Below are 25,894 nucleotides of genomic sequence, written 5' to 3' on the forward strand. Positions count from 1 at the left end.
CTCCACTGCACGACAAGGGCGCGATGCGCCGTTAGAATCAGGGCTTCCCAGCCCGGAATAGTTAGCATGTTTTGGTTACTGGCGATCTTCGCCTACCTGCTTGGCTCACTGTCCTTCGCCATATTGCTCAGCCGCCTTACAGGTAGCCCGGACCCGCGCGCCAGTGGTTCTGGCAATGCGGGCGCGACCAACATGCTGCGTCTGGCCGGAAAAAAACTCGCGATACTCACACTGCTCGGCGACCTCTGCAAAGGCCTGCTGCCGGTGCTGATTGCCAACCTCTGCGGCCTGGACCCCAGAGCGCAAGCCTGGATTGGGCTATACGCAGTTCTGGGCCACTTGTTCCCGCTGTACTTCCGCTTCCGTGGCGGCAAAGGCGTTGCGACCGCGGCAGGCATGTTACTGGGTTTGTATCCGCCTGCAGCAGCCCTTGCGGTCTGTGCCTGGGCGTTGGTGTTCTACATGACCCGCACCAGCTCACTCGCCGCACTGATCGCCACTCCGCTGACCCTGCCCTTACTCGCCTGGCAGGAGCCCCGAGCGCTACTGCCGATGAGCCTGCTCACCGTACTGATCGTGTGGCGCCATCGGAGCAATCTACGCGACCTGTTTGCCGGGCGCGAACGGCATTTTTAACGAGCGACGATGAGTCTGCCTCACGTCGCGTCGTGCAACCCCTTCAACTGCTCCATCGGCCAGCGCGCCTGGACGCTGATGCTCAAGTCTTCCTTCTGGCCTGCCAGCAAACGCTGGCAACCGGCAAAGGCGATCATCGCGCCGTTATCGGTACAGAATTCAGGACGGGCGTAGAACACGTTGCCTTTGAGATCGCCGAGCATTTTTTCCAGCGACAGACGCAATGACTTGTTGGCGCTGACCCCACCGGCAATCACCAGCCGCTTGAGGCCGGTCTGCTTCAGGGCTCGCTTGCACTTGATGGTCAAAGTCTCTACCACCGCCTGCTGGAAGGCCAGCGAGATGTCGCAACGGGTTTGCTCGCTGTCGTCCCCAGCACTTTGGCATTGCTGCCAGGTATTCAAAGCCGAGGTTTTCAGACCGCTGAAGCTGAATTCCAGACCTGGGCGGTCGGTCATCGGCCGAGGGAATACAAACCGCCCCACTACACCTTTGGTCGCTAACGCAGCGATCTCAGGGCCACCGGGGTATTGCATGCCCATCATTTTCGCGGTTTTGTCGAAAGCTTCGCCCGCGGCGTCATCCAGCGTTTCACCGAGCAGCTCGTAAAGACCGATGCCATCAACGCGAACCAGCTGCGTATGACCACCAGAAACCAACAAAGCGACGAACGGGAACTCCGGCGGCTGCGCCTCCAGCATTGGAGCCAGTAGATGGCCTTCCATGTGATGCACACCCAAGGCCGGAATATCCCAGGCGAATGCCAGCGCCTGAGCGCAGGAGGCGCCGACCAGCAAAGCGCCTACAAGCCCCGGCCCTGCTGTGTATGCGATGGCATCGATGTCCGCCGCGACGGTCCCGGCATCCGCCATGACCTGACGGATCAAGGGCAGCATGCGCTTGACGTGATCACGGGAAGCCAGCTCTGGCACCACCCCGCCGTAGGCCCGGTGCAGGTCGATCTGGCTGAACAAAGCATCAGCCAGCAGACCGCGTTCGCTGTCGTAGAGCGCGACGCCGGTTTCATCGCAAGAAGTTTCTAATCCCAGTACTAGCATGGGTTTGCGCCTTGTAGAGGCTGAATTCGAAGGCGCGCATAATAGTCGCCACCCGATGCCCCGACCAGCGGTTTTCGATCAGAGGCTTTGCATTCCTCTCAATGAGGGGTTAACATCCGCAACCCTTAAAAACCGACGTACTTATGTGCAGTCTTTGCACGAGACGTTGACCCCGGTAATGAATGAAGGTAGCTCTGGATGCCAGCCGTCAAAGTTAAAGAGAACGAACCCTTCGACGTAGCTCTGCGTCGTTTCAAGCGCTCCTGCGAAAAAGCCGGTGTTCTGGCTGAAGTTCGTAGCCGCGAATTTTACGAGAAGCCTACTTCTGAGCGTAAGCGTAAAGCAGCAGCCGCTGTTAAGCGTCACGCCAAGAAAGTTCAGCGCGAACAGCGCCGCGCCGTTCGTCTGTATTAATTTACAGACGTCTGTCGCAAGCTTCTGCAATGCCCGGCCTCAAAGCCGGGCTAGCGGCAGTTAAGGCAACGCATAAGCTACATTGAAGAAGCAACTCACTGCGCACATGCGCATTGGTCACTTCGTCAAGCACGTCCAGCCTGAGATTCAGGCCACGTTGATCACGCTATTACGGCGCCTGCATCAAAGTGAATGACGAGTATGCCTTGATGATCTTCGCAAGAAGCTCAGCCAAGGCAGCGTCACCCTCGCACGCTGAGCGAAAACCGAAACCGTAATCCGGCATTCGATTTGCTATACACAGCCTATACGCTTGAAAGCCGCCACTATTCTGGCCCATGCCCTGATTTGCTCAGAGGGCTGCGGGTGGATTAGCTGCCAGCTACCATTCCAGATATTGATGAGCAGCCACATGGCGATCAACCTGTGCATGCCTCCCGGCATTACAGAAAGACCCGCAGCAGCCGTTACATCCTGGATTCGCCACGATCTTCCTGGCGAGACGCTTGACTTGATGTGAGAACAACATGGCCGGGCTGATTCCCCAAGGCTTCATTGACGACCTCCTGAACCGCACCGACATCGTCGATGTTGTCAGCTCACGTCTGCAATTGAAGAAAACCGGGAAGAACTTCAGCGCCTGCTGTCCGTTCCACAAAGAAAAGACCCCGTCGTTCAGCGTCAGCCCTGACAAACAGTTCTACTACTGCTTTGGTTGCGGCGCGGGCGGCAACGCCCTCGGCTTCATCATGGACCACGACAACCTGGATTTCGTCCAGGCCGTCGAGGATCTGGCGAAAGCCGCGGGCATGGAAGTCCCACGAGAACAGGGCGTCAAAGGCAACAAGCCACGACAGCCCACCGACTCGCCACTGTATCCACTACTGACAGCGGCAGCCGAGTTCTACCGACAGGCCCTGAAGAGTCATCCTACACGCCGAGCGGCAGTGGACTACCTCAAGGGTCGCGGCCTTTCAGGTGAAATTGCCCGGGACTTCGGTCTAGGCTTTGCACCGCCGGGCTGGGACAACCTGCACAAACACTTGAGCAGCGACACGCTTCAGCAAAAAGCCATGATCGATGCCGGCCTGCTGATCGAAAATGCCGAAACCGGCAAGCGTTACGACCGCTTCCGTGACCGCGTGATGTTTCCGATCCGTGACAGCCGTGGCCGCGTGATTGCCTTTGGCGGACGCGTACTGGGTGACGACAAGCCCAAATACCTGAACTCACCGGAAACTCCGGTTTTTCACAAGGGTCAGGAGCTTTATGGGCTATTTGAAGCCCGAAAATTCAATCGCAGCCTCGATGAAATCATCGTGGTTGAAGGTTACATGGACGTCATCGCGCTGGCCCAACAAGGCCTGCGCAATGCCGTGGCGACGCTGGGCACTGCCACCAGTGAAGAGCATTTGAAACGCCTGTTCCGGGTTGTGCCGAATGTGCTGTTCTGCTTCGACGGCGATCAGGCAGGCCGAAATGCAGCCTGGCGCGCATTGGAAGCAACGCTGTCGAGCCTGCAGGACGGGCGACGCGCCCGGTTTCTGTTTCTACCTGAAGGCGAAGACCCGGATACGCTGGTCCGCGCTGAAGGCACCGACGCATTCAAGGCGAGGATCAACCAGCACGCGCAACCGCTGGCCGATTATTTTTTTGAGCAACTGACCAAGGAAGCCGACCCGCGCTCCCTGGAAGGCAAGGCCCACATGGCCACGCTGGCAGCGCCGCTGATCGACAAGGTCCCAGGGGCAAACTTGCGCACCCTGATGCGTCAGCGCCTGACCGAAATTACCGGCCTGAACAGCGAGACCGTTAGTCAGTTGGTGCAAAACGCACCCACTGAAGCGCCACCCAGTTACGACCCCGGCTTCGATTACGACGCCATGCCTGACTACGCTGATTATCAGCAACAGGGTGGGTACGAAACTCAGCAGGAGTGGACGCCTAAAAAGGCGGGTGCTCAGGGCCAGAAAAAGTGGGAAAAGAAGCCATGGGACAAAAAAGGCAAGCGTCCTGACTTCGAACCACGTGCCCCACGCACACCTACGAGCGTCGAACCACCAACGCTCACCGCATTAAGAACACTTTTGCATCACCCGGAGCTGGCCGAGAAAGTAGAAGAGGCAAGTCACCTGGCTGCAGAAGACAATACTCAGGCGCAATTACTGGTTTCTTTGCTGGAAGCTTTGCAAAAGAATCCAAAAATGCGCTCGTTGCAGCTGATTGCTCGCTGGCACGGTACCGAACAGGGCCGATTACTGCGTGCATTAGCGGAGAAGGAATGGCTGATATCGGCCGATAACCTTGAACAACAGTTTTTCGACACTATAACTAGGTTATCCGCCCGCCAACGCGAGCGCAGCCTGGAGCAACTAATCAGGAAGGAACGCCAGACAGGTTTGGACGCAGATGAAAAACTTCTGCTTTTGAAGCTGTTAAATCGGAATGTTCCTGCACAAACCCCGACCTCAACTGGCGCGTGAGGTCATAGCTCGGGTATAATCCTCGGCTTGTTTTTTGCCCGCCAAGACCTTCAGTGGATAGGGTGTTATGTCCGGAAAAGCGCAACAGCAGTCTCGTATCAAAGAGTTGATTACCCTGGGTCGTGAGCAGAAGTATCTGACTTACGCAGAGGTCAACGACCACCTGCCTGAGGATATTTCAGATCCCGAGCAGGTGGAAGACATCATCCGCATGATTAATGACATGGGGATCCCGGTACACGAGAGTGCCCCGGATGCGGACGCCCTTATGCTGGCCGACGCCGATACCGATGAGGCAGCCGCAGAAGAAGCGGCCGCAGCGTTGGCAGCGGTTGAAACCGACATTGGTCGCACCACTGACCCCGTGCGCATGTATATGCGTGAAATGGGTACGGTCGAACTTCTGACCCGTGAAGGCGAAATTGAAATCGCCAAGCGTATCGAAGAAGGCATTCGTGAAGTGATGAGCGCAATCGCGCACTTCCCTGGCACGGTTGACCATATTCTTTCCGAGTACACACGTGTCACGACGGAAGGCGGTCGCCTCTCTGACGTCCTGAGCGGTTATATCGACCCGGATGACGGCATTGCGCCGCCAGCCGAAGTCCCGCCGCCTGTCGACCCTAAAACAGCCAAGGCTGCCGAAGGTGATGACGACGAGGAAGAGAAGGACGACGCCACTGACGACGAAGAAGAAGTCGAAAGCGGTCCTGACCCAGTCATTGCCCAGCAGCGCTTCGGTGCAGTTTCCGATCAAATGGAAATTACCCGCAAAGCCCTGAAGAAGCATGGCCGTGACAGCAAGCAGGCGATTGCCGAGCTGGTTGCCCTGGCTGAGCTGTTCATGCCGATCAAACTGGTTCCTAAGCAGTTTGAAGGTCTGGTTGAGCGTGTTCGCGGTGCACTTGAGCGTCTTCGTGCTCAGGAGCGCGCCATCATGCAGCTGTGTGTACGTGATGCTCGTATGCCTCGTGCCGACTTCCTTCGCCAGTTCCCAGGCAATGAAGTTGACGAAAGCTGGTCCGACGCACTGGCCAAAGGCAAAGGCAAATACGCCGAAGCCATCGGTCGCCTGCAGCCGGATATCCAGCGCTGCCAGCAGAAGCTGATCGCACTGCAGAACGAAACCGGTCTGACCGTTGCTGAAATCAAGGACATCAACCGTCGCATGTCGATCGGCGAGGCCAAGGCCCGTCGCGCGAAGAAAGAGATGGTTGAAGCGAACTTGCGTCTGGTGATCTCGATTGCCAAGAAGTACACCAACCGTGGCCTGCAATTCCTCGATCTGATCCAGGAAGGCAACATCGGCTTGATGAAAGCCGTGGACAAGTTCGAATACCGTCGCGGTTACAAGTTCTCGACTTACGCCACATGGTGGATCCGTCAGGCGATCACTCGCTCGATTGCCGACCAGGCACGCACCATCCGTATTCCGGTGCACATGATCGAGACGATCAACAAACTCAACCGCATTTCCCGGCAGATGTTGCAGGAAATGGGTCGCGAGCCGACCCCGGAAGAGCTGGGCGAACGCATGGAAATGCCTGAGGACAAGATCCGTAAGGTACTGAAGATCGCCAAAGAGCCGATCTCCATGGAAACCCCGATCGGTGATGACGAAGATTCGCACTTGGGCGACTTCATCGAAGACTCGACCATGCAGTCGCCAATCGATGTCGCTACAGTCGAAAGCTTGAAAGAGGCGACTCGCGAAGTGCTGTCAGGCCTCACCGCCCGTGAAGCCAAGGTCCTGCGCATGCGTTTCGGTATCGATATGAATACCGACCACACGCTGGAAGAAGTCGGCAAGCAGTTTGATGTAACCCGCGAGCGGATTCGTCAGATCGAAGCCAAGGCTCTGCGCAAGCTGCGTCACCCGACCCGAAGCGAGCATTTGCGCTCGTTCCTGGACGAGTAAGCAAGCACGCTAGCACTTGTCAAAACCACAAAAACCCCGGCCTTGCCGGGGTTTTTGCGTTATGGCTTATAAGTTTTTAACCTGAGGACCACGCTTTTCTCAGTACGGCTACACTCGTCCCATTACGGGGCTGACACGTTGAGACTGCCAACTGTCATCCTTGCCCATTATCCGTACTCATCGGTGATCACCAGCACCCTGGATATTTTCGTTAAAGCACCAGCCTGTGCAGGCTTCCTTCAGGAACCTCGCAAACAGCCGATGGTTTTATATCAGGCAGCGGCCAAGCAGATGATTCACCGGCGTACAGAAACGGACCTGAACGTTTATCAGGCCTGAGACAACGGGATAATAACGAGAGAGAACTACCAGGGATGTGGGAAAAATTTCTGTTGTACGGGTTGCCAGGCCTGTTATTGCTGTCCACCGTCCTGGTGATCGTGATACGGGTCAACCGGCAACTGAGTTCGGAAATCACCCGCAGGGTCGAACTCGAGCTTGAGCTTCGCAGCAGCGAATATCATTACCGCGGCCTGATTGAAGGCCTCTCTGCCATCGCCTGGGAAGCCAATACAGAGGATTACAGCTACAACTACGTGTCGCCCCAGGCTGAGCACTTGTTGGGCTATCCACTGCGCCAATGGAAAGAGCCGGGGTTCTGGCGCAGCATCGTGCATCCCATGGATCTACCGCATGCTGAGGCCTTCTGTCAGCGAGAAACAGCCAGCGGCCGGGACCACAGCATCGATTATCGGGTCGTCAGTGCAGACGGCAAGACGCTCTGGGTGCGCGACATCATCAGCCTGATACGCCAAGGGCGCCACCCCCTGATGCGCGGCCTGATGATTGATATCACCGAAACCAAGCAAACCGAAGAAGCACTGCGACTTTCTGAAGGTAAATTTGCCTCGGTGTTTGCTCAGTGCCCGGACATTCTGATCATTGCCAGCCTGGCCGATGGCACTTTGCTGGAAGCCAACAGGGCCTTCACCGAACAAATCGGCTTGGCTGCAGAAGAGGTCATAGGCAGAACACCGTCCGAACTCAACATATGGGGCGTGCCCGGCGTAGGCCCTGGTATGTTGCATCGTCTGCAGTCAGGCAGTATCCGCAACCTGGAAATGCCTTTTCGACGCAAGGACGGCCGCACCTTCGCCGGCCTGCTCTCCGCTGAACCTTTCGATCTGGATTCCACAAAGGCCGTGGTGGTCGTGGTGCGCGACATCACCCAACTCAAACAGGCCCAGCAACAGTTGCAACTGTCCGAGGAGAAATTCGCCAAGTCTTTCCACTCCTCTCCGGACGGCATGGTCATCACCCGGCAGAGCGATGGGTTGCTGGTGGAAATGAACGATGGCTTCACCCGTCTGACTGGCTACGACGACCATCTGATGAAGGACGAGTCGACCCTCACCCTCGGCATTTGGGCCAACCTGCACGAGCGCGAGCGATTGCTTGAGCAACTGAGCCGGGATGGATTCGTTCGCGATTTCCGTAGCCACATACGCCATAAGAACGGACAGATTCGGTTGTGCGAAATATCGTCACGGCCACTCCTGATAGGCGGCGAAGACTGCATGCTGACCATCGCCAGGGATATTACTGAACGGCATCAGATGCAGGAAAAGCTGCAACTTGCCGCTACCGTTTTCGAAAGTACGGCGGAAGGCGTACTGATCACCGACACCCGCCAGCGAATCACCGCCGTGAACCGCGCATTCAGCGAAATAACCGGCTACAGCGAGCAGGAGGCCATGGCCGGTACACCTAGATTGCTCGCCTCCGGCTTGCACGACAGCGCGTTCTACGCCGCCATGTGGTATCAGCTGACCGCCGAGGGCCATTGGCAGGGAGAAATCAGCAACCGCCGCAAGAATGGCGAAGTCTATCCAAGCTGGCTGACGATCAGCGCCGTACGCAACCGAGACCAGTTCATCACCCACTTCGTCGCGGTGTTCGCCGATATTTCCAGCCTCAAGCACGCCCAGGCGCGGCTCGACTATCAGGCGCATCACGACCCATTGACCGGACTGCCAAATCGCACGCTGTTTGAAAGCCGTCTGCAGGCAGCACTCAACCACAGCCTGGAATCCAACAGCCTCGGCGCGGTCCTGTTCCTCGACCTGGATCGATTCAAGCACATCAACGACAGCCTCGGCCATCCAGTGGGCGACCTGCTGCTCAAAGGGATCGCCCAACGCCTGAAAGAAAACCTGAGGGATATCGACACCGTCGCGCGACTGGGCGGCGACGAGTTCATCATCCTGCTGCCCGGCCTGCTTCACCCCAACGATGCAGAATCCATTGCCAACAAGCTGCTCGCGTCCTTCGCCGCGCCTTTCCAGGCGGGTGAGCACGAGTTCTTCATCAGCTCCAGCATCGGCAGCTGTTTGTTCCCTACTGACGGCACAGACGTCGCCACCGTGGTCAAAAACGCCGATGCCGCGATGTATCGCTCCAAGGCCAAGGGCCGCAACCGCGTCGAAAGCTATACCCGGGACCTCACCTCTCAGGCCAGCGCGCGGATAGCCCTCGAACACGAATTGCGCAGAGCCATGGAACGCAACGAATTCAGCCTCAGCTACCAGCCCAAGATCAGCCTGCTCAATCAGCAAGTGGTGGGTGCCGAAGCCCTGATTCGCTGGACGCACCCTACGCTCGGCGAAGTCCCACCCGAACATTTCATCGCGCTGGCCGAAGAGAACGGCATGATTCTGCAGATCGGCGACTGGGTGTTGGAACATGCCTGCATGCAGATGTATGAATGGAACAAAATCTACCAGCCGTTCGGCGCGCTGTCCGTCAACCTGGCCGGGGCGCAACTGCGCCAGCCAAAACTGCTGGCACGAATCGAACAGCTGTTAGCGGACTACCAACTGGCGCCCGAATGCCTGCAGCTGGAAATCACCGAAAACTTCATCATGAGCCAAGCCGAAGAAGCACTTGCCGTCCTGTACCGGCTCAAACGCCTTGGTGTGCAATTGGCGATCGATGACTTCGGCACCGGCTACTCATCCCTGAGCTACCTCAAGCGCCTGCCTCTGGACATCCTGAAAATTGACCAGTCCTTCGTACGCGGCCTGCCCGATGACACCCATGACGCCGCCATCGTCCGGGCCATCATCGCCCTGGGCCGCAGCATGCAACTGACCGTCATTGCCGAAGGCGTGGAAACCCTGGAACAACAGCAGTTCCTCGCCGACGAGGGTTGCGAACAAATCCAGGGCTACATCGTCAGCCTGCCGCAACGCCCGGAGGAATTCAGCGCGAAGTTTCTTCGTACAACTCTTTCGGACTTTTCGGATAGCACACCAGCCAAACCGCCGTTATAATCCGCGGCCTACTGAGGGCCTATAGCTCAGTTGGTTAGAGCAGGGGACTCATAATCCCTTGGTCCACGGTTCGAGTCCGTGTGGGCCCACCATCTTTGAAAAACCGCGCATTGCGCGGTTTTTTTGTTTTTGGGGCGAGCCCCTGCCTGCTGAACAGCGAGACGTCCCGGCCCGGCTGAAAGCGTCTAAGCGTGTCACGTTTGCAGCTGGCGTTTCAAAACACGTATCGACACCCCAGCACGCAACCCACCTGACTGGAGAACGCCGTAAAGCCGGCCATCACTGACGCTTGCCGGGGCGCGGGACTACTCTGCTATGAGCAGACTCCTTTATAGTCCGGGCAAAGCATTCTGGAGATAGACCTTGAAGAGTGGCGAGCCCAAAGCGACATTCCCGACGTTCGAGTCATCGGATTTCGCCGGCGACAATGACTTCTACTTCGACTTGGCGCGAATGGACGATCGTCAGGATATCCCCAGAGGTTTCCCGCATCGGCATAGTTACTACCACCTGCTATGGATGACCGAGGCGCAGGGCACCCACCGAGTGGATTTCGAAACATTTGAGGTGCAGCCGCGTTCGGTATTTTTCATTTCGCCCGGACAGCTGCACGCCTGGACCTCGACCATTCAGCCTCGCGGGTATGTGATCAATGTCAGCGCTGAGTTCTTCACGCATATGTTTCCGCATGCGGACGATATCGCCAAGTTTCCGTTCTTTCACATCAACGGTGGTACGCCCGCCATTTACCTAACCCCGGACCAGCACGACGAACTGTTGCCGTTGGTGCAGCATATCGAGCGTGAGTGTCTGAGTCGCGATATTGGCCGATTCGATATTGTGCGGTCTTACCTGCTGATTCTGCTGACCCAACTGCGCCGGCTTTATCCTGTGGATAAAGGCATCTCCCGCTCAGATCCGAATTACTCGATGGCCCGACGCGTCACGCTGTTGATTGAAGAACGCTACCTCGACTTCACCACCATCCGGCAATACGCCGACGCGCTGAACGTCACGGAGCGTCAACTCAACGACGTGCTCAAGGCCACTGTGGGTCATACGGCCAGCCGGCTTATCCAGGAGCGCGTCGCGTTAGAGGCCAAACGCCTGTTGAGCAACACCACATTGAGCACAGCCGAGATTGCCTTCCAGCTCAATTTCGACGACCCGGCCTATTTCACCCGTTTCTTCAAGAAACTCACTGACCACACCCCCGGCCTGTTCAGGCAAAAATACTCCCGACCTTTCGACTGATTACAAAAAAGTACAAAACATTCTCCAAACTGTCCTAACGCGTGCTCAGTACGAATCCGTAGAGTCGTTTCATGTCCTACGTGATAACAAACGGGCTCAACGCATGACCAATACAATAATAAAACCGCCAGTTCCTGCCGCCGTCTCCCGGCGTACCACCATCGCCAGTGGCCCACGAATAATTCAGTGGAGGCCACGTCAACCCGTGTGTTGACAGCCTCTTTGCGCCCTCCTCGCTCCTTTATCTACTGAACGTGCTTGCGCCCGCTGCGGGCTAGCGCTTGCGTTCCTGGCAACCAATAACCCTGTTCAATAGAACTAATAAACTGAGGTTCCACCATGCTTTACGACGTTCGCACCTATACCTGCCGCCCAGGCACCATCAAAAAACACCTCGCACTTTATGCTGAGCATGGTTACCCGACCCAAAGTCGCTACCTCGGCAAACCGTTGGCGTACTTGCAGACCGAAAGCGGCAATATCAACACTTACATGCATATCTGGGTATACGACAGCGCCGCCGACCGCGACGCCAAACGCCAGGCTTTGCAAAAAGATCCAGCCTGGGCGAAGTATCTGGTGGTGAGTGCTGAAGCGGGTTATCTGATCAGCCAGGAAAATAGGCTGATGACCGCGACTCCTTTCTTCGAGAGCTGATGCTCAGCGATCCAAGCGCAACCTCTCCCAAAAATAAAAAGCTCCACATAAGGAGAACGCCATGTTTCAGCAGGTATATGACCCCGTAGGCGGGTCGCTACTTTTTTCGTCCCTGTTCGCAGCGCTGCCTCTTGTAACCATGTTTGTCCTGCTAGGTTGGTTACGATTGGCACCGCATCTGTCTGCACTTGTTTCGCTATCCGTCTGCGCTTTGGTCGCTGTATTTGCCTACGGCATGCCGTTAGCCACCACGCTCAATGCTGGTCTGTACGGGGCGGCTTTCAGCGTCCTGACTGTCCTGTGGATCATTTTGAACGCCATATGGTTGTATAACCTGACGGTAAAGTCCGGGCACTTTGCGATCCTCAAGGATAGTTTCGCGATGCTGAGTCCTGATCCGCGCATTCAAGCCATCGTCATCGCGTTCAGCTTCGGTGCTTTGATTGAAGCACTGGCCGGGGCCGGCACGCCCATCGCTATCTCCGGCGCGATGCTGTTGGCGATCGGGCTCAAACCCATCAAAGCGGCCGTACTGGCGCTGGTTGCCAACACTGCACCGGTAGCATTTGGTGCCCTGGCAGTGCCCATCACGACGTTGGCCCAGGTTTCGGGACAATCGTTTCACGAGCTGGGGGCCATCGTCGGTGTGCAAACGCCTATCCTGGCGGCTTTCGTGCCCTTGATCCTGATCACGCTGATGGACGGTCGCCGTGGTTTGGTGCAGGTCTGGCCTGCCGCCGTGGTCGCCGGCTTGGGTTTCGGTATCAGCCAATGGCTGAGCGCTACCTACATCTCCGTTGAATTGGCAGACGTGCTTGGAGCACTGGGCTCAGCCGCCGCGCTGATCGTGTTCATGCGCATCTGGACCCCACCCACCGTCACGGAAATCGACGGCATGGACGTTCAGCCCGCCAGCACCATTAAGCACAGTCGCCGGAACATGTGGCTTGCCTATCTGCCTTACCTGCTGATTATCATCATCTTTTCGCTTGCTCAGATCCCCACGGTCAAGCAATGGCTGTCGGTGGGCACCTTGAGCTTCCCTTGGCCGGGGCTTGAGATCACTAATGGTCAGGGCGCTCCGGTTAAAACCCAGTTCACTCTCAACAGCCTTTCCGCTACCGGTTCTCTGTTACTGCTGGCCGGACTGCTGACCGCTCTGCTCTTGCGCGTACGTTTTAATACAGCGATAAAAACCTACGGCGAAACACTGCATCAATTGCGTTGGGCGATCCCGACGGTACTTTGTGTGTTGGCAATCGCGTTCATCATGAACTACTCCGGGCAAACGGTGACGCTGGGCGTATGGTTGGCACAGGCCGGGCCAGCGTTCGCATTCCTGTCGCCGGTCATTGGCTGGATAGGTGTTGCCGTGACGGGGTCGGATAACTCTGCCAATGCCCTGTTCGGCGCGCTTCAGGTCGCTGCGGCCCACGAGACCGGCCTGAACCCTGCGCTTCTCGCGGCAGCCAATGCCTCCGGTGGGGTACTGGGCAAGATGATTTCGCCCCAGAGCCTGGCGGTAGGCGCAGCGGCTGTGGGCATCATTGGCCAGGAGGGCGTTATTTTTCGAAAAGTGATCGGAATCAGCCTGGTGATGCTCGCAGCCCTTTCCGTCCTGGTATTCCTGCAGACAGGCCCGCTGGCCTGGATGCTTCCGTAACCGTCTTCTGGAGTTCCTATGATCGATTATCGTCAACTATTCAGCCTGGAAGGTAAGGTCGCCGTCGTCCTGGGCGCCGCGTCAGGCATTGGCCAAGCCTCTGCTCACGCCTTGGGCGCCCTGGGTGCTCACGTGATCTGTGCGGACCGGGATCTAAGCGGGGCTCGAGGCACTGCGCAAGACATCGCCAGCAATGGCTCGGCAGAATGGAGAGAAGTCGACGCCGGCGATGGGGAGGCGATAGCCGCACTGGCCAAGGACGCCCTGGACAAGCACGGCAAAGTGGACATTGGGGTGTCCACACCGGCCATGAACATTCGCAAGCTGATCGTGGATTACAGTGAAGAAGAGTTCGATCAGGTGATCAACCTGAACCTGCGCGGCGCTTTTCATTTCATGCGTCACTTCGGCCGGCCAATGATGCAACAGGGCTCTGGCAGTCTGATTCTCTGCTCTTCGATGCGTGCCGTGACGATCGAACCCGGGCTGGGCATCTACGCTGCAACCAAGGCAGGCATCGAGCAAATGGTAAAAGCCTTCGCGGCAGAAACAGGCAGCTATGGCGTGCGAGTCAATGCCGTGATGCCCAGCATCATCGAGACGCGTCTCACTGCGCCACTCAAGGAGCGTGAGGACATCTACAAGACCTACGCCGGACATACGGTCTTCAATCGTTGGGGCCAGCCAAGTGAAGTTGGGGCTGCGGTGGCTTTCCTCGCTTCTGACGCGGCCAGCTTTATCTCCGGGAGCAGTCTGTCGGTTGATGGTGGCTGGACCGCCATCGATGGCCCGCCCACGGGCCTGACCCAGACTCGCCCGTCTGAATGAAGACGCGCGCGGAGGCATTCCCCGCAATGCCTCCGCTCCCGAGGTCATGCCCACTTACTTACGGAACGTAACGCCCATGCCTGATTCAATCCCACCTCGCAACGGCGGCCAGATACTGGTCGAAGCGTTGCGCCGCAATGCTGTCGATACGCTCTATTGCGTGCCTGGCGAAAGTTTTTTACCGGTGCTCGACGCCCTGCATGACGAGTCATCAATCCGGACGATCGTAACGCGACATGAGGGTGCCGCTTCAAACATGGCAGATGCCTATGGCAAGCTGACTGGCCGACCCGGTATCTGCTTCGTCACGCGGGGGCCGGGGGCGACGCATGCTGCGAACGGCGTCCACACTGCCAAACAGGATTCCACGCCAATGATCCTGTTTGTCGGCCAGGTAGACAGTGCTTTCATTGGGCGTGAAGCTTTTCAGGAAGTGGATTATCGCCAGGTATTCGGTGGACTTGCCAAATGGGCAACCGAAATCGACAGCATTGAACGCATACCTGAAGTGGTCGCCAAGGCATTCAGCATTGCGATGTCGGGCCGTCCCGGTCCGGTGGTGGTCTCGCTCCCGGAGCAGATTCTTTTTGGGCGCGCCGAAGTTGCTGACGCACCGGCAGTGCGAATCACCCATGCATCCCCATCAGCTGAGGCCATGAGCGAGCTGCGTGAGCGCCTGGGCAAGGCGAGCCGCCCTTTGTTGATAGTCGGCGGCACCGGCTGGGATGCTCAAGCCTGCAATGCATTGCGTCAGTTCGTGCACACCTACAATCTGCCGGTTGCGGCGTCCTTTCGCCGACAGGATCTGTTTGATAACCGCGATGCACATTACGTTGGAATGCTGGGGCTAGGGGTTTCGCCTGCGTTGGCAGAACGGGCGAAGCAATCAGATTTGCTTCTGGTGATCGGCTCTCGCTTGGCTGAAACCGTCTCGGGCGGATACACCCTCTTCGAAAGCCCAGTGACGCGTCAGACGCTGATTCACATTCATCCGGACCCGGGCGAATTGGGCCGTGTATATCAGGCGCATCTGCCGATCAACGCCTCGCTGAGCACGTTTGCCAATGCGCTGGCGCAGCTTCCTGCACCTGAAACCCTGCCCTGGTCAGAGTGGACTCAGAGCGCTCATCAAGACTATCTGGTCCATTCGACACCTCCAGCCCGCTACCCCGACAACGTCGGTGTAGACCTGGCACAGGTCATTGCTCACCTGGACGCGACCCTGCCTGATGACGCAATCCTTGCCAATGGTGCTGGCAATTACACGGTTTGGCTTCACCGTTTCTACCGTTACCGACAGCCCGCCACTGAACTGGCGCCTACCAACGGTGCCATGGGCTACGGGCTGCCTGCTGCCATCGCGGCGAGTTTGAACAACCCGCAGCGCTGCGTGGTATGCCTGGCCGGAGATGGCTGCTTCATGATGTATCCGCAAGAGTTGGCGACGGCACTGCAATATGGCGCTCCGGTAATCGTCATTCTGGTGAACAACTCCATGCTTGGCACCATCCGCATGCATCAGGAGCGCGAATATCCGAACCGTGTTTATGCAACCGATCTAGTCAACCCCGACTTCGTCTCCTTGGCAAAAGCGTTTGGTGCGCATGCCGAACGGGTAGATAACACGTCGGACTTCCCCGCAGCGTTCAGTCGCGCTCAAGCAGCAGGTAAAGCTGCGCTGATCGAACTGATTACAGATCCGAAGCAGATCACTCCGACTGGCAGGCTAGAGTGAGCCAGCCTGCTTGGCGCCTGTATTGCGCGCCAAGTGGATGGTGAGCCGAATAGCTGCCCTATTCGGCTCACAGATGAGCGAAACCATTAAAGATCACTTCAGGATCTGGCTGCTGACTACACCTACGCCAGACTGCCCACGGTTTCACAATCAATCCACCACCACATGCGGCAAGAACCGACTGCTGTCCTTGGTAATCAGGCTATCGTCTTCCCGAATACCGATGCCTGAAGCCAGGTCGCCCACCACCCATGAACCAATGAGCGTGTAGCTGTCGCCAAAACGCGGCAGCGGGGCGAACTTTTGCAGGATGTAGGGGGCGTCGTTGTAGGGGCCGTCTTCGAAAATGACCTGGTCACCGGGGGTGCGGATTTCGATGTTGGCGCCTTCGCGGGAGAAGTAGGGTTTGCGGACCCAGCCTTTCGGCACAGGCGCAGTTGGGTCTTTGTCGACGAAAGTCGGCAGCAGATTCGGATGCCCTTCATTGAATTTCCACAGCAGGGGCAGGATGCCTTTGTTGGAGATGATGGACTTCCACGCCGGCTCAATGAATTGCGTGTCGCACTGCGGGACTGCCTGACCATGGGGTTCGTGGAATACGTGCTCCCAAGCGTGGAGCTTGAAGATACGTTCGATCCAGCGGCCCTCGAGATCGACGAACCGGCCTTGAGCATTCAAGCCGATGTCTTCGATGTCGATGTGTCGGGTTTCAATACCAACATGATCGGCCATCTTGCGCAGGAATTCGGTGGTGCCCCGGTCTTCGGCGGAACCTGACATGGCGGAGAAGTAAAACGGTCCGCCCTCTCTGATTGCCGCGAAGGCGCGAACCAGGTCTTCGGCCAGCGAATTGAACTGCGAGGCATGGGCAGGCAACACACCTCGGGCAATCTGCTCTTCGAGCCAAATGAGCTGAAAGGCGCCGGCCTCATAGGCGGACGTCGGCGTATCCATGTTGCCTTCCAGCAGCTTCGCCGGATTGACGCCGTCGTAGCTGAAGTCGAAGCGCCCGTAGAGATGTGGGTGCCCCTCCTTCCAGGACGTGCGGACCAGATCAAAGAACGCTGGAGGGATTGCCAACTGGGTCAGCAACTCCTCACTTTCCACCACCCGCTCAACGGCATCCATACACATGGCATGAAGCTCTTGAGTCGGCGCTTCAATATCCTGCGTGATCTGAGCTTCAGTGAACTGGTAATAAGCCCGCTCATCCCAATATCGTTCGCCGTCGATGGTGTGGAAATCGAAGCCCTCACGCGCGGCGGTTTCGCGCCAGTCAGGCCGCTCTTCGATATTGATCTTTTTCATCGCACGCGCTCCTGTCAGCCGCCGAAGCCGCTGCTTTTACCGCCCCAACCGCTGCGAGCAGTCGCCTGGCTGCCAAACCCGCCACGGGAAACCGATGACGAGACTGACGAGTTACGGCCCAGCGTGCTCTTGGTGTAAGCACCGGTTGAGCTGGTCCGAGCTTGAGTGGAGTTACCGAAGGTCTTGCCACGCTCAATTTGCCGGGAGAGCGTCGAGGACTGATAGCCACCGCGCGAATCACGCTCCTGATAGACCGGCTGAGAGTTGTAGCGACCGCCACCGCCGATATTACTGACCATGTTGCTCACCAGCATGCCCATCAGAAACCCATTGACGCCTGAGCTGGCGAAACCTGAACCACCGGACTGACCGGCCTGAGCGTTGGCCGCATCGACCTGGGATTTGGGCAACTGGCCGGAAAGCTCCAGCTGAAAACCGCCCAGTTTGGGAGTGAACTTGCCATCCGAGTTCTGCTGGCAGTAATCGGGAACAAAGTCTGCCTCACACGCGGCCGCATTGTCGTAGGTTGGTGCGATGCGGCGGTGATCTGCCAAGGCAGTCATGTAGGCGTCCGAGCACACATCTACGGGAATCTTCTGATCCACGCAGGCTTGTACCGTCGGGAACGTCTGTTGCGCGCTGACATCCACGGTGTCGGACTTGCCGCATGCACTGAGTGCCAGCGGAAGCGTGCTGGCCAGAACCAGCTTCAAGGAACTACGTCTCATCGAATACTCCTTTCGATCACGGGCAATCAGGTCGACGGCGTCATGCAGGCCGAATTGAGGAAGCCGACACTGATCGAGACGCTGGCTGCGTAGATGGCAGCGGCCAGTTCGCCCCGGGTGATGCGAGCCGAGAGGTCTTTAAGAACAAAGTTGGTAGCGGTGAATGCCAACAATTGCACGACGGCTGCGATGACTGCCCAGATCACTACGTCCAGCACACTGATGCTGTAAGTAATCACGTTGCTGGCAGGCAGTGCGAAGCCAATCAATGCGCCGCCCAGTGCAACCGCCGCAGCGACATTGCCCTCACGAATCTGAACGAACTCCTTGTGCGGTGTCAGCCGTGTATAGGCCATCTGGAACAGGCCGAACAAGCCACCCGCCACAATGATGTAAATCACGAAGCTCAGCACCGATTGAAAGCTGAGAGACAAACTTAGCGCATCAAGCATTTTTACTTCCTTTTAGATGACGGTGAAGTCAGTGGACTGCAGCGTGACGCCAACCGAAGTGGTGAGAGAAACCACGCCCTCTTCATCCTCTTCAACCGACAGCAGCAAAAACTCGCGGCGATCAATCAAGCCCGTGTCACGCGCGTAAAGCATGCTCAGGTGTTCGATACGGTAGCTGCCATCAGGATTGCTGACAGCTTCGGTCATCGGGGTCAGTTCGGTCTGCCCTGCTTCCGTACCCCACTGACGCTCGTATTCCCAGCCGTCGTGCTCGTACAGCGGCAGTCCGATTCTGGATTCAGGCCCGACCAGACGCTTCAATTCAGACTCGCTGTTGATGGTCACGACGCTGCTGTAGCCGAACAGGATAATGTCCTGAACGTCCTCCGCCGCAGGACCATTCATCATGACCTGCATCCAGTAATCTTCATCTTCGAAGTAGAAGCGCACCAGCCGGATGGACTGCCCGAGGTCAACATGACCTACAGACCAGACCACTTCTTCATCGGGGACGACCAGTTCCGAGTGCCCGTCGAGCATCAGCTTCAGCGAGTCATCCAGATCCAGCATGCGCCCGGTGGCCAGGCCAAATGGTGTGAGCAAGCCAGCCCCATTTAGGGGTACTGAGCCCGCAGGCGGTTTTGGCGGCGCCAGGCCTAAAGCTCGTTTGATCCAACTCATAATGCGTTTCCTTCCATTTCATGTGTGCTGGAGGATGAAGAGCGGACAGCTGTTCAACCCGGAAACGCTCATACCGACGGGTTCTCGACGAGCGTTTTCGAGTGCATCAGCCAGGCCACGAAGATACCGGCAACAGCGCCCGCGAGGTGCGATTCAAACGAAACCCCTGGTACCGGGATGAAGCCCAGAATCAATCCGCTATACCCCACCAACGTGACCAGTGCTATGCCGAAGCTGACCAGGCTGCGTTGATACCAGGCCCGCGCCAACAGATAAGCCCATAACCCAAAGATCAGACCGCTGGCCCCCACGTGAATCGTCGGTCGGCCGACTATCCAGACCAGCAGACCACCCACCAGCCCAACCAGCAGCGCCACACGCACATAACGCTGCACGCCTTCAGTCGCCACCAGCCAGCTCAGCACAATAAACGGCACAAGATTGCTCAGCAAATGACGCACCGAGCCATGCAGGAACGGGGAAAAAAGGATGCCCTGCAGACCAGCCAGCGTCCGAGGGATCAGGCCATGCTGTAACAGGCTGTTAGCGGTGAGAGAGTTAACCACCTGCGCCACGATCATCAAAGCGGCGAGGCCAAGAATAATGCGTAGTCCATTTCCGATATTCATGTAGCCCTCCCCACCCTGGCGCTGGACAAAACCCAGACAAAAAAGGGGCAAACGGATATCCGCCTGCCCCACTTTGTCAGCCTGGATAAAACGCAAGCCCCGGTGGGAGCGAATTCATTCGCGAATGCTGCATCACAGGCGATGCATTTCTATCGAATCCACCGGCCCTTTCGCGAATGAATTCGCTCCCACAAGGATTGTTAGCTGACTGTGGATATCACTGACCCGCGCCACCCTGGTTTTGCGCTTTCAAGCGGGCCAGCACGTCAGCGGCACCACCGGTTTTCGCACCAATGCCAGCATCTTGCAGGCGGCGCTCAAGGTCACCGCCATTGGCGGCATCTGCCAGTTCTTCAGCGGCTTCGAGCTTGGCATCCTGCTCGTCCTGACGTGCCTTGATACGCGCCAGCGAACCCACTGCTGTTTCCAGTCGGCCATTGGCACCACCAGTCGCGGCAGCGGCATTGATCTGGGCTTTCTGTACGCTGTCACGTGCCTTGGCCATATCAGCCTGTTGACGCAGGCCCTTGATCTGGCTTTCGGCCTTGGTGACCTGAGCGGTGAGCTTGGTGACCTGAATCCCGAACTGATCAGCCGCTGCCTTCTCCTGATCGCGCAAGGCGGTTAGTTCGGAGACTTTCTCGGCGCACTCCAGAGCAAGGCCTTCTTCGCCCTTGTTCATGGCAGCGATGGCTTTCTGTTCCCAGTTCGCAATGTTCTTGTCGTGCTCGTCCACGCGCTGTACGGACAGCTTGTGTTTGGCTTTGATCTGAATCAGCTGATTACGCGCGGCGAGCATCGAGGCATCGGCATCGCGAATCTCCTGATCCAGAATGCGCAGTGCTTGTGCGTCGACGATTGCCTCGCCAACTTCCGAGGCGCCACCACGGAGAGCGGTCACCATTTTTTTCCAAAGGCTCATTGATCTGTCTCCTGATTACTGTGGATCGACTGTTAGAAAATCTTCGTAGGCATCAGCGGCGCGAATCACGTTATCCGCCAGGGTGAACACCTCATGGACGATGACCGTCAGCGAGGAGGCCGCACTGAGCGCGCCGAACATGTTGTAGACGGTTTCGCCGTTAGGCATGGTTTCAATACCGATCGAGGACAGCGGGAAAATGTCCCGGCTGCGCAGCACGGTGTCGTTGAAGGCCGCCACGTCTTTGACTTGCGAGGCGTAGACCAGCACTGAATCCACCAGGATCTGGTCGCCGGCAATCGCGATGATGATCGGCAGACCGCCGAAGTTATTCATCGCCACACTCAAGCTTGGTTCTGCACCCTGGACGAGGGTCAATTCGATTTCGTTGTTTTTCACCACATCCAGTTCGACAAAGGCCGAATGGAGCGTATCGATTGTCCAGTTGATATTTTCGCTCATGAATCCCTCCAGTTTGATGCGGTTACCCATGTAGGGTTGGCGTAAGACTTTTTCGACGTTTCTTAGCACTTCTGCGTTTTCAGGAAGCACGTAGAGTTCTCTCTTCACGTACCCGGCAGCCGTCAGCCGTGCGCGCATTTCACGCATGTAGTCGGTTGAAGTTTTCCGAGCCATCTGAGCGCCCTCCAAGGCATCACATGTGATGGAAACGCACGCTACGCCTAAAAATAGCCACAAGCAACACCTCACATGTGATGAAACAATTCCATGCCGTAAGCTCTCCCGCTGCCGTGAACCCAAAACACCTGACACAAATCCCCGATTAACTGTGGCTTACTGACATCTACCCTCGTCTCTTACGGGATCAAATCCCAATCCTCGCGGTCTTTTACGCATGATGACTTCCCGCTCTCTCCGTTTGCCTTTCTGGTTGCGCCGCGTTTTACGACCGGTGCTGGACCCTTATCGACGCTTTCGACATGCACGTCTGATCCATGCCGCGCGGATTGCGGTGGGTTTGCTGGTGACGATTCTGTTGACCACCGGCTTGAACCTCCCACACGGAGAATGGGCATCGGTGACGATGTTGATCGTGATTGGCGGCCTGCAGCATCACGGCAATATCCGCAAGAAGTCTGTCGAGCGAGCTTACGGAACGTTGATTGGAGCGGGGCTTGGGCTCTTGGTGGTGGTGCAGCAGGGTTATCTGCAGATGCCGCTGCTGACCTACGCAATGATGTCGGTGATGTGCGGGTTCTTTGCATATCACGCCATTGGCAAGGGCGGGTATACCGCGTTGCTCTCGGCGATCACGCTGTTCATCGTCGCCGGTCACGGCTACAACCCGATCAGTGATGGGCTGTGGCGCACCGTGGATATCCTGATCGGTATCGCCCTGGCGCTGGCGTTTTCTTTTGCCCTGCCGTTGTACGCCGTTTTTTCCTGGCGCTATAACCTGGCCAGTGGCTTACGCGACTGTGCGAAAGTTTATGGCCGTATCATCCATGGCCAGGTAACTGCCGCCGATGATCATCGCAAGCTGATGACTCGCCTCAACAACACCATGTTGCAACTGCGTTCGCTGATGCCTTCTGTCTCCAAGGAAGTGCGAATCTCCATGGTTGAGCTCGACGCCATTCAAGGGCACTTCCGCATGTGTCTGAGTACCCTGGAGATCCTCGCCAACATTCGTCCTGCCGATATCGATAATGTCGCCGGCCCTGAGTGGAAAGAGCGCCTGGACGCCGAGTATCGCCAGACCCGCCGGCAGCTGGTGGGCATGGCCCGCGCTCTGCAGACCGGCGCCACCGAGCGACTGCAGCGCGCGTCCGAGACCACCCTCCCCACGCCTGCGGCGGCACTGCCCAGCGAACTCACCGCCTACCATCTGTTGATGTCCCAGCTGGCAATCAATATCGATGGCTTGCAGCAGCGATTGGCGAAGACTTCACGCCGCTGGAAGTTCTAAGGCCGATGTGTGATGCGCTCCTTGCAAATATATAACTAACTGAATGCGGTCGGCTTTTGTGGGAGCGACCGGGGTGGCGCTCCACATTGCTCGCGAAGAGGCCAGAATTGCTGAGCGAACCTTTAAGCCTGAACACCGCTTTCGCGAGCAACGTGGAGCGCCACCCCGGTCGCTCCCACAATCCCATTGTTTGCTGCGCGACAGCGCTGCGTCTGCCACGCAAGCGCTCCCACAGAAATACGTATTTATTTCGTTTTTACAGCTCGCATTTAATCTTTCAAGGTACGACTTCAACCACAGATGACAGGTCATTAAATCTGCGCTAACTTGCGTAAAGGCAGGATGCCATCTCGCAAACTTTAGTTGACTTTAAGCTCAGGTATTTGCGCATTAAACGGGGCAACTAATAGCGCCCGAATTATATTATTTTTGTCACATTATTTGATGTGAAAGCTGCCGCAAACATTAACCCTTTGAAGCAGAACGAAAATGATCGAACCTGAACGGATCGTCACCCTCTCCCGGGAAGTGGAAGCGCTGGCTACTCGCGGTGTCAGCGATATACAAATGATCACGCGCCAGACTCGATTACTGGCAATCAATGCACTAATCGAAGCTGCACATGCGGGCAAGGCAGGCCTGGGCTTTTCGGTCGTCGCCGAAGAGGTGAAGGATATCTCTGAGCGCATCTCCAAGATCGCCAGTGGCCTGACTCAGGATTTACAGGCATCCGTCAACGAACTCACCGAGCTGGGCAAAAGCATGTGTTTCGATGTTCGCGGCCAGCGCTTGGCGGATCTTTCGCTGAACCTGATCGAGATCATCGACCGCAATTTGTATGAGCGCACCTGTGACGTGCGCTGGTGGGCAACAGATGCTTCGCTGGTCGATGTATTGACCACTCAAAGCCTCGAAACCTGCGCCCATGCGAGCGAACGCCTGGGGATTATTCTCGACAGCTACACCGTCTACCTCGATATCTGGGTGGCCGATAACACCGGCCGCGTCATTGCGTCGGGCAGGCCGGACAGCTTTGGCAAAGTCCTCGGCGCCAATGTGGCAGATGTGCCTTGGTTCAAACACGCACTGCGACACTCATCGGGCGACCAGTATTTCGCCGGAGAGGTTGCCATAGAGCCGCTGCTCAACGGCGCACCGACCTGTGCCTTCAGCGCAGCCGTGCGCGCCAACGCGGGTAAACAAGCGCCCGTGATTGGCGTCATCGGGATCTTCTTCGACTGGAAAAACCAGGCCGACTCGGTCATCAACGGCGTGCGTTTGAGCGACGATGAGCGCTCACGAACCCGGGTGATGATGGTCGACGCCAACCACAAGATCATTGCCAGCTCGGATGCGCAGAGTCATCTGGGGCAAAACGTCGATCTGCAGACCAAAGCCGGGCAGGCCAGCGGCTATCGAACGTTGCCCAATAGCCTGATTCAGGGTTATTGCCTGACACCGGGGTTTGAGACCTATCCGGGCATGGGTTGGCTTGGGGTGATTGAGCAGCAGTTGCCGGCGATTGAGGTGTAGCCAATACAAACGACCCTACCCTGTGGGAGCGAATTCATTCGCGAAGAGGCCCGTACATTCGATAGAAATCCATCGTCTGACAAGCCGCTTTCGCGAATGAATTCGCTCCCACAGAGGATTGCCTGCCCGCCCCATCAATACCCCGCCGCAGCGCCATTGCTTCGCGGATCGAAGGCCCCCTCAAATGACCCGTTCGGCAGACGTACTGCCGCTGCCGCATGGCCCATGGTCTCGGTGAACGGCCCAAGCACTTCCACCTCATGACCACGCTGTTGCAGCTCGGCGATAACCTCAGGCGCGATGCGGGACTCAACTTTAAGCGTGTCGCTGCTGTCACCCCATGTTCTGCCCAATAACCAGCGCGGCGCAGTGACCGCCTGCTGCAACGACTGACCAAACACGGCGTATCGGCTAAACACCGCCGCCTGCGTCTGTGGCTGGCCATCGCCACCCATGGTTCCGTAAACCAGCAGTCGTCCGTCATTCAGGCGAGCCGCTGCCGGATTCAAGGTGTGAAAAGGCTTCTTGCCCGGCCGCAAGCCCAGCAAGTGACTGGGATCAAGGCTGAACGAGGCGCCCCGGTTTTGCCAGTTGAGACCACTGCCAGGCAACACCACGCCGCTGCCGAATTCGTGATAAATGCTCTGGATAAACGAGACGGCGAGGCCGCTGTCATCAATGACGCCCATCCAGATCGTATCGCCGGGCCCTTTGCCCTCGCCCCACACTGCCGCATGTTGAGGGTCGATGCGCTGGGCCAGATGATGCAGGTAGTCCGGCTCAAGGCATGCTTGCGGATCGATAGTCATGTGTTCCGGATCGGTGATGTGCTCATCGCGCACCGCGAACGCCAGCTTGGTCGCTTCAACCAGAGTATGAATATGATCGGCGCTGTCTGGAGTGCATTGGCTCAACCCGGCATGATCGGCCACCCCGAGGATCAGTTGCGAAACCAGCCCTTGGCTCGGCGGCGGCAGATTGAACACCGTCCCCGCGCTGTGCTTGAGGGTTAACGCACGCACCCGTTTGGCTCGGTAATTCGCCAGATCGCTTCGCGTTACGGGCGCACCCAGGGTGTGCAGATCTTCGGCGATGGAATCCGCCAGGGCGCCGCGATAAAAGCTGTCCAAGCCTTCTTCGGCCAAGGTGCGCAAAGTGGTGGCGAGTCGGGTCTGCTTGAACAGGCTGCCCGCTGCTGGCGCTTCGCCGTTGTGCAGAAAGGTATCGGCGAAACCGGGAATACCCTGCAACTCGGCCTTTTTGCTGGCCGTTGCCAGATGCTGGGAAGGCGTGACCGGGATGCCTGACTCGGCGTAATAAATCGCGTCGGCCAATAAACGTGGCAGCGGTAACTGGCCGCCCAGCTCCGCAGACACCTGCAAGGCTTCCTGCCATCCGCCCACCGTCCCGGCCACCGTCAACGCAGCCCCTGCACCGCGAATCGGAATGCGCGTCATACCTGCATAGCGATCCAGGGTCGCGAGACTCCCAGCCGGGCCACTGGCATCAATGGCAATCGGCTCACCTGTTGGAGGAACAATCAGCCAGAAGCCATCGCCCCCCAGGCTATTCATGTGTGGGTACACCACCGCAATCGAAGCCGCAGCGGCGACCATCGCCTCGACGGCATTGCCGCCATCGCGCAAGACTGCCAGAGCCGACTGAGCGGCAAGGCTATGAGGGGCAACCGCAATTCCACGAGCGGCAAGGGTTGTATTAAGCATGCAGAGTCC

21 protein-coding genes, 1 tRNA gene and 1 pseudogene are annotated in these 25,894 nt (G+C 57.4%); 14 read left to right on the forward strand and 9 right to left on the reverse strand.

The window, feature by feature from the left end; translation table 11 throughout:
* The first annotated feature begins 66 nt into the window (after positions 1–66).
* Positions 67–636 carry a glycerol-3-phosphate 1-O-acyltransferase PlsY gene (gene plsY / locus IV01_RS11240; protein ID WP_032629053.1) on the forward strand — a complete coding sequence of 190 codons (570 nt, stop codon included), beginning with the start codon at positions 67–69 and terminating at the stop codon, positions 634–636.
* A 20-nt stretch (positions 637–656) separates the two neighbouring features.
* Here plsY and tsaD read toward each other — a convergent pair whose 3' ends face one another.
* Complete coding sequence (tsaD, locus tag IV01_RS11235; RefSeq protein ID WP_032629054.1) at positions 657–1,694, reverse strand: tRNA (adenosine(37)-N6)-threonylcarbamoyltransferase complex transferase subunit TsaD; 1,038 nt, start codon at positions 1,692–1,694, stop codon at positions 657–659.
* Between the two features lie 198 nt (positions 1,695–1,892).
* Between tsaD and rpsU the strand changes: the two genes are divergently transcribed.
* From rpsU to IV01_RS11180, 11 genes and pseudogenes are all read left to right on the forward strand, one after another.
* Positions 1,893–2,108 (forward strand): 30S ribosomal protein S21, encoded by a 216-nt coding sequence (rpsU, locus tag IV01_RS11230; RefSeq protein ID WP_002551877.1) that lies wholly within the window; start codon positions 1,893–1,895, stop codon positions 2,106–2,108.
* Between the two features lie 527 nt (positions 2,109–2,635).
* Entirely contained in the window at positions 2,636–4,591 is a 1,956-nt protein-coding gene (dnaG, locus tag IV01_RS11225) for a DNA primase (RefSeq protein WP_032629055.1), read from the forward strand.
* A gap of 67 nt (positions 4,592–4,658) precedes the next feature.
* A complete protein-coding gene (rpoD, locus tag IV01_RS11220; RefSeq protein ID WP_032629057.1) occupies positions 4,659–6,509 on the forward strand; it encodes an RNA polymerase sigma factor RpoD in 1,851 nt (616 codons plus the stop codon).
* A 138-nt stretch (positions 6,510–6,647) separates the two neighbouring features.
* The gene (locus IV01_RS11215; RefSeq protein ID WP_032629058.1) at positions 6,648–6,848 is read left to right on the forward strand and encodes a hypothetical protein; all 201 of its coding nucleotides are present in this window, start codon (positions 6,648–6,650) and stop codon (positions 6,846–6,848) included.
* A gap of 38 nt (positions 6,849–6,886) precedes the next feature.
* Positions 6,887–9,841: pseudogene (locus IV01_RS11210) on the forward strand (EAL and GGDEF domain-containing protein); the annotation flags it as partial.
* A 15-nt stretch (positions 9,842–9,856) separates the two neighbouring features.
* Positions 9,857–9,933, forward strand: a tRNA-Ile gene (locus IV01_RS11205).
* A gap of 271 nt (positions 9,934–10,204) precedes the next feature.
* Positions 10,205–11,095, forward strand: coding sequence for a helix-turn-helix domain-containing protein (locus tag IV01_RS11200; RefSeq protein WP_032629060.1), 891 nt, complete (start codon positions 10,205–10,207; stop codon positions 11,093–11,095).
* Between the two features lie 339 nt (positions 11,096–11,434).
* The gene (locus tag IV01_RS11195) at positions 11,435–11,752 is read left to right on the forward strand and encodes an NIPSNAP family protein (RefSeq protein WP_032629062.1); all 318 of its coding nucleotides are present in this window, start codon (positions 11,435–11,437) and stop codon (positions 11,750–11,752) included.
* A 61-nt stretch (positions 11,753–11,813) separates the two neighbouring features.
* Complete coding sequence (locus IV01_RS11190) at positions 11,814–13,415, forward strand: L-lactate permease (RefSeq protein WP_032629064.1); 1,602 nt, start codon at positions 11,814–11,816, stop codon at positions 13,413–13,415.
* 18 nt (positions 13,416–13,433) lie between these two features.
* Complete coding sequence (locus IV01_RS11185; RefSeq protein ID WP_032629066.1) at positions 13,434–14,243, forward strand: SDR family NAD(P)-dependent oxidoreductase; 810 nt, start codon at positions 13,434–13,436, stop codon at positions 14,241–14,243.
* A 76-nt stretch (positions 14,244–14,319) separates the two neighbouring features.
* On the forward strand, positions 14,320–15,978 hold the full coding sequence (locus tag IV01_RS11180) for a thiamine pyrophosphate-binding protein (RefSeq protein ID WP_032629068.1): 1,659 nt from the start codon (positions 14,320–14,322) through the stop codon (positions 15,976–15,978).
* 150 nt (positions 15,979–16,128) lie between these two features.
* On the opposite strand, the gene IV01_RS11175 is transcribed toward IV01_RS11180, so the two are convergent.
* The 7 genes from IV01_RS11175 to IV01_RS11145 all read right to left on the reverse strand — a co-directional run bounded on the left by IV01_RS11175 (position 16,129) and on the right by IV01_RS11145 (position 21,334).
* Positions 16,129–17,286 carry a glutathionylspermidine synthase family protein gene (locus IV01_RS11175; RefSeq protein ID WP_032629070.1) on the reverse strand — a complete coding sequence of 386 codons (1,158 nt, stop codon included), beginning with the start codon at positions 17,284–17,286 and terminating at the stop codon, positions 16,129–16,131.
* Between the two features lie 14 nt (positions 17,287–17,300).
* Positions 17,301–18,014, reverse strand: coding sequence for a DUF1190 domain-containing protein (locus IV01_RS11170; protein WP_032629071.1), 714 nt, complete (start codon positions 18,012–18,014; stop codon positions 17,301–17,303).
* 26 nt (positions 18,015–18,040) lie between these two features.
* A complete protein-coding gene (locus IV01_RS11165) occupies positions 18,041–18,466 on the reverse strand; it encodes a DUF350 domain-containing protein (protein WP_032629074.1) in 426 nt (141 codons plus the stop codon).
* Between the two features lie 12 nt (positions 18,467–18,478).
* Positions 18,479–19,147: a DUF2491 family protein gene (locus tag IV01_RS11160; protein WP_032629078.1), complete on the reverse strand. Its 669-nt coding sequence runs from the start codon at positions 19,145–19,147 to the stop codon at positions 18,479–18,481.
* A 68-nt stretch (positions 19,148–19,215) separates the two neighbouring features.
* Complete coding sequence (locus IV01_RS11155; protein ID WP_032629127.1) at positions 19,216–19,776, reverse strand: rhomboid family intramembrane serine protease; 561 nt, start codon at positions 19,774–19,776, stop codon at positions 19,216–19,218.
* Positions 19,777–19,993: 217 nt separating this feature from the next.
* Positions 19,994–20,698: a PspA/IM30 family protein gene (locus IV01_RS11150; RefSeq protein ID WP_032629081.1), complete on the reverse strand. Its 705-nt coding sequence runs from the start codon at positions 20,696–20,698 to the stop codon at positions 19,994–19,996.
* A gap of 15 nt (positions 20,699–20,713) precedes the next feature.
* A complete protein-coding gene (locus tag IV01_RS11145) occupies positions 20,714–21,334 on the reverse strand; it encodes a YjfI family protein (RefSeq protein WP_050507654.1) in 621 nt (206 codons plus the stop codon).
* A gap of 220 nt (positions 21,335–21,554) precedes the next feature.
* Between IV01_RS11145 and IV01_RS11140 the strand changes: the two genes are divergently transcribed.
* Positions 21,555–22,628 (forward strand): FUSC family protein, encoded by a 1,074-nt coding sequence (locus IV01_RS11140; protein WP_032629085.1) that lies wholly within the window; start codon positions 21,555–21,557, stop codon positions 22,626–22,628.
* A gap of 489 nt (positions 22,629–23,117) precedes the next feature.
* Complete coding sequence (locus IV01_RS27240; protein WP_032629087.1) at positions 23,118–24,161, forward strand: methyl-accepting chemotaxis protein; 1,044 nt, start codon at positions 23,118–23,120, stop codon at positions 24,159–24,161.
* A gap of 134 nt (positions 24,162–24,295) precedes the next feature.
* Here the strand turns inward: IV01_RS27240 and IV01_RS11130 are convergent, their stop codons facing one another.
* Positions 24,296–25,885, reverse strand: coding sequence for a gamma-glutamyltransferase family protein (locus IV01_RS11130; RefSeq protein ID WP_032629089.1), 1,590 nt, complete (start codon positions 25,883–25,885; stop codon positions 24,296–24,298).
* Positions 25,886–25,894: the final 9 nt, after the last annotated feature.

The organism is Pseudomonas syringae, from assembly GCF_000737245.1.
In the GTDB taxonomy this organism is placed as follows: Bacteria; Pseudomonadota; Gammaproteobacteria; order Pseudomonadales; family Pseudomonadaceae; genus Aquipseudomonas; species Aquipseudomonas syringae_J.

Coding starts and splice junctions, on each gene's coding strand:
- plsY (WP_032629053.1), top strand. CDS start 67: ATGTTTTGGTTACTGGCGATCTTCGCCTACCTGCTTGGCTCACTGTCC.
- tsaD (WP_032629054.1), bottom strand. CDS start 1,694: ATGCTAGTACTGGGATTAGAAACTTCTTGCGATGAAACCGGCGTCGCG.
- rpsU (WP_002551877.1), top strand. CDS start 1,893: ATGCCAGCCGTCAAAGTTAAAGAGAACGAACCCTTCGACGTAGCTCTG.
- dnaG (WP_032629055.1), top strand. CDS start 2,636: ATGGCCGGGCTGATTCCCCAAGGCTTCATTGACGACCTCCTGAACCGC.
- rpoD (WP_032629057.1), top strand. CDS start 4,659: ATGTCCGGAAAAGCGCAACAGCAGTCTCGTATCAAAGAGTTGATTACC.
- IV01_RS11195 (WP_032629062.1), top strand. CDS start 11,435: ATGCTTTACGACGTTCGCACCTATACCTGCCGCCCAGGCACCATCAAA.
- IV01_RS11190 (WP_032629064.1), top strand. CDS start 11,814: ATGTTTCAGCAGGTATATGACCCCGTAGGCGGGTCGCTACTTTTTTCG.
- IV01_RS11185 (WP_032629066.1), top strand. CDS start 13,434: ATGATCGATTATCGTCAACTATTCAGCCTGGAAGGTAAGGTCGCCGTC.
- IV01_RS11180 (WP_032629068.1), top strand. CDS start 14,320: ATGCCTGATTCAATCCCACCTCGCAACGGCGGCCAGATACTGGTCGAA.
- IV01_RS11175 (WP_032629070.1), bottom strand. CDS start 17,286: ATGAAAAAGATCAATATCGAAGAGCGGCCTGACTGGCGCGAAACCGCC.
- IV01_RS11170 (WP_032629071.1), bottom strand. CDS start 18,014: ATGAGACGTAGTTCCTTGAAGCTGGTTCTGGCCAGCACGCTTCCGCTG.
- IV01_RS11165 (WP_032629074.1), bottom strand. CDS start 18,466: ATGCTTGATGCGCTAAGTTTGTCTCTCAGCTTTCAATCGGTGCTGAGC.
- IV01_RS11160 (WP_032629078.1), bottom strand. CDS start 19,147: ATGAGTTGGATCAAACGAGCTTTAGGCCTGGCGCCGCCAAAACCGCCT.
- IV01_RS11155 (WP_032629127.1), bottom strand. CDS start 19,776: ATGAATATCGGAAATGGACTACGCATTATTCTTGGCCTCGCCGCTTTG.
- IV01_RS11150 (WP_032629081.1), bottom strand. CDS start 20,698: ATGAGCCTTTGGAAAAAAATGGTGACCGCTCTCCGTGGTGGCGCCTCG.
- IV01_RS11145 (WP_050507654.1), bottom strand. CDS start 21,334: ATGGCTCGGAAAACTTCAACCGACTACATGCGTGAAATGCGCGCACGG.
- IV01_RS11140 (WP_032629085.1), top strand. CDS start 21,555: ATGATGACTTCCCGCTCTCTCCGTTTGCCTTTCTGGTTGCGCCGCGTT.
- IV01_RS27240 (WP_032629087.1), top strand. CDS start 23,118: ATGATCGAACCTGAACGGATCGTCACCCTCTCCCGGGAAGTGGAAGCG.
- IV01_RS11130 (WP_032629089.1), bottom strand. CDS start 25,885: ATGCTTAATACAACCCTTGCCGCTCGTGGAATTGCGGTTGCCCCTCAT.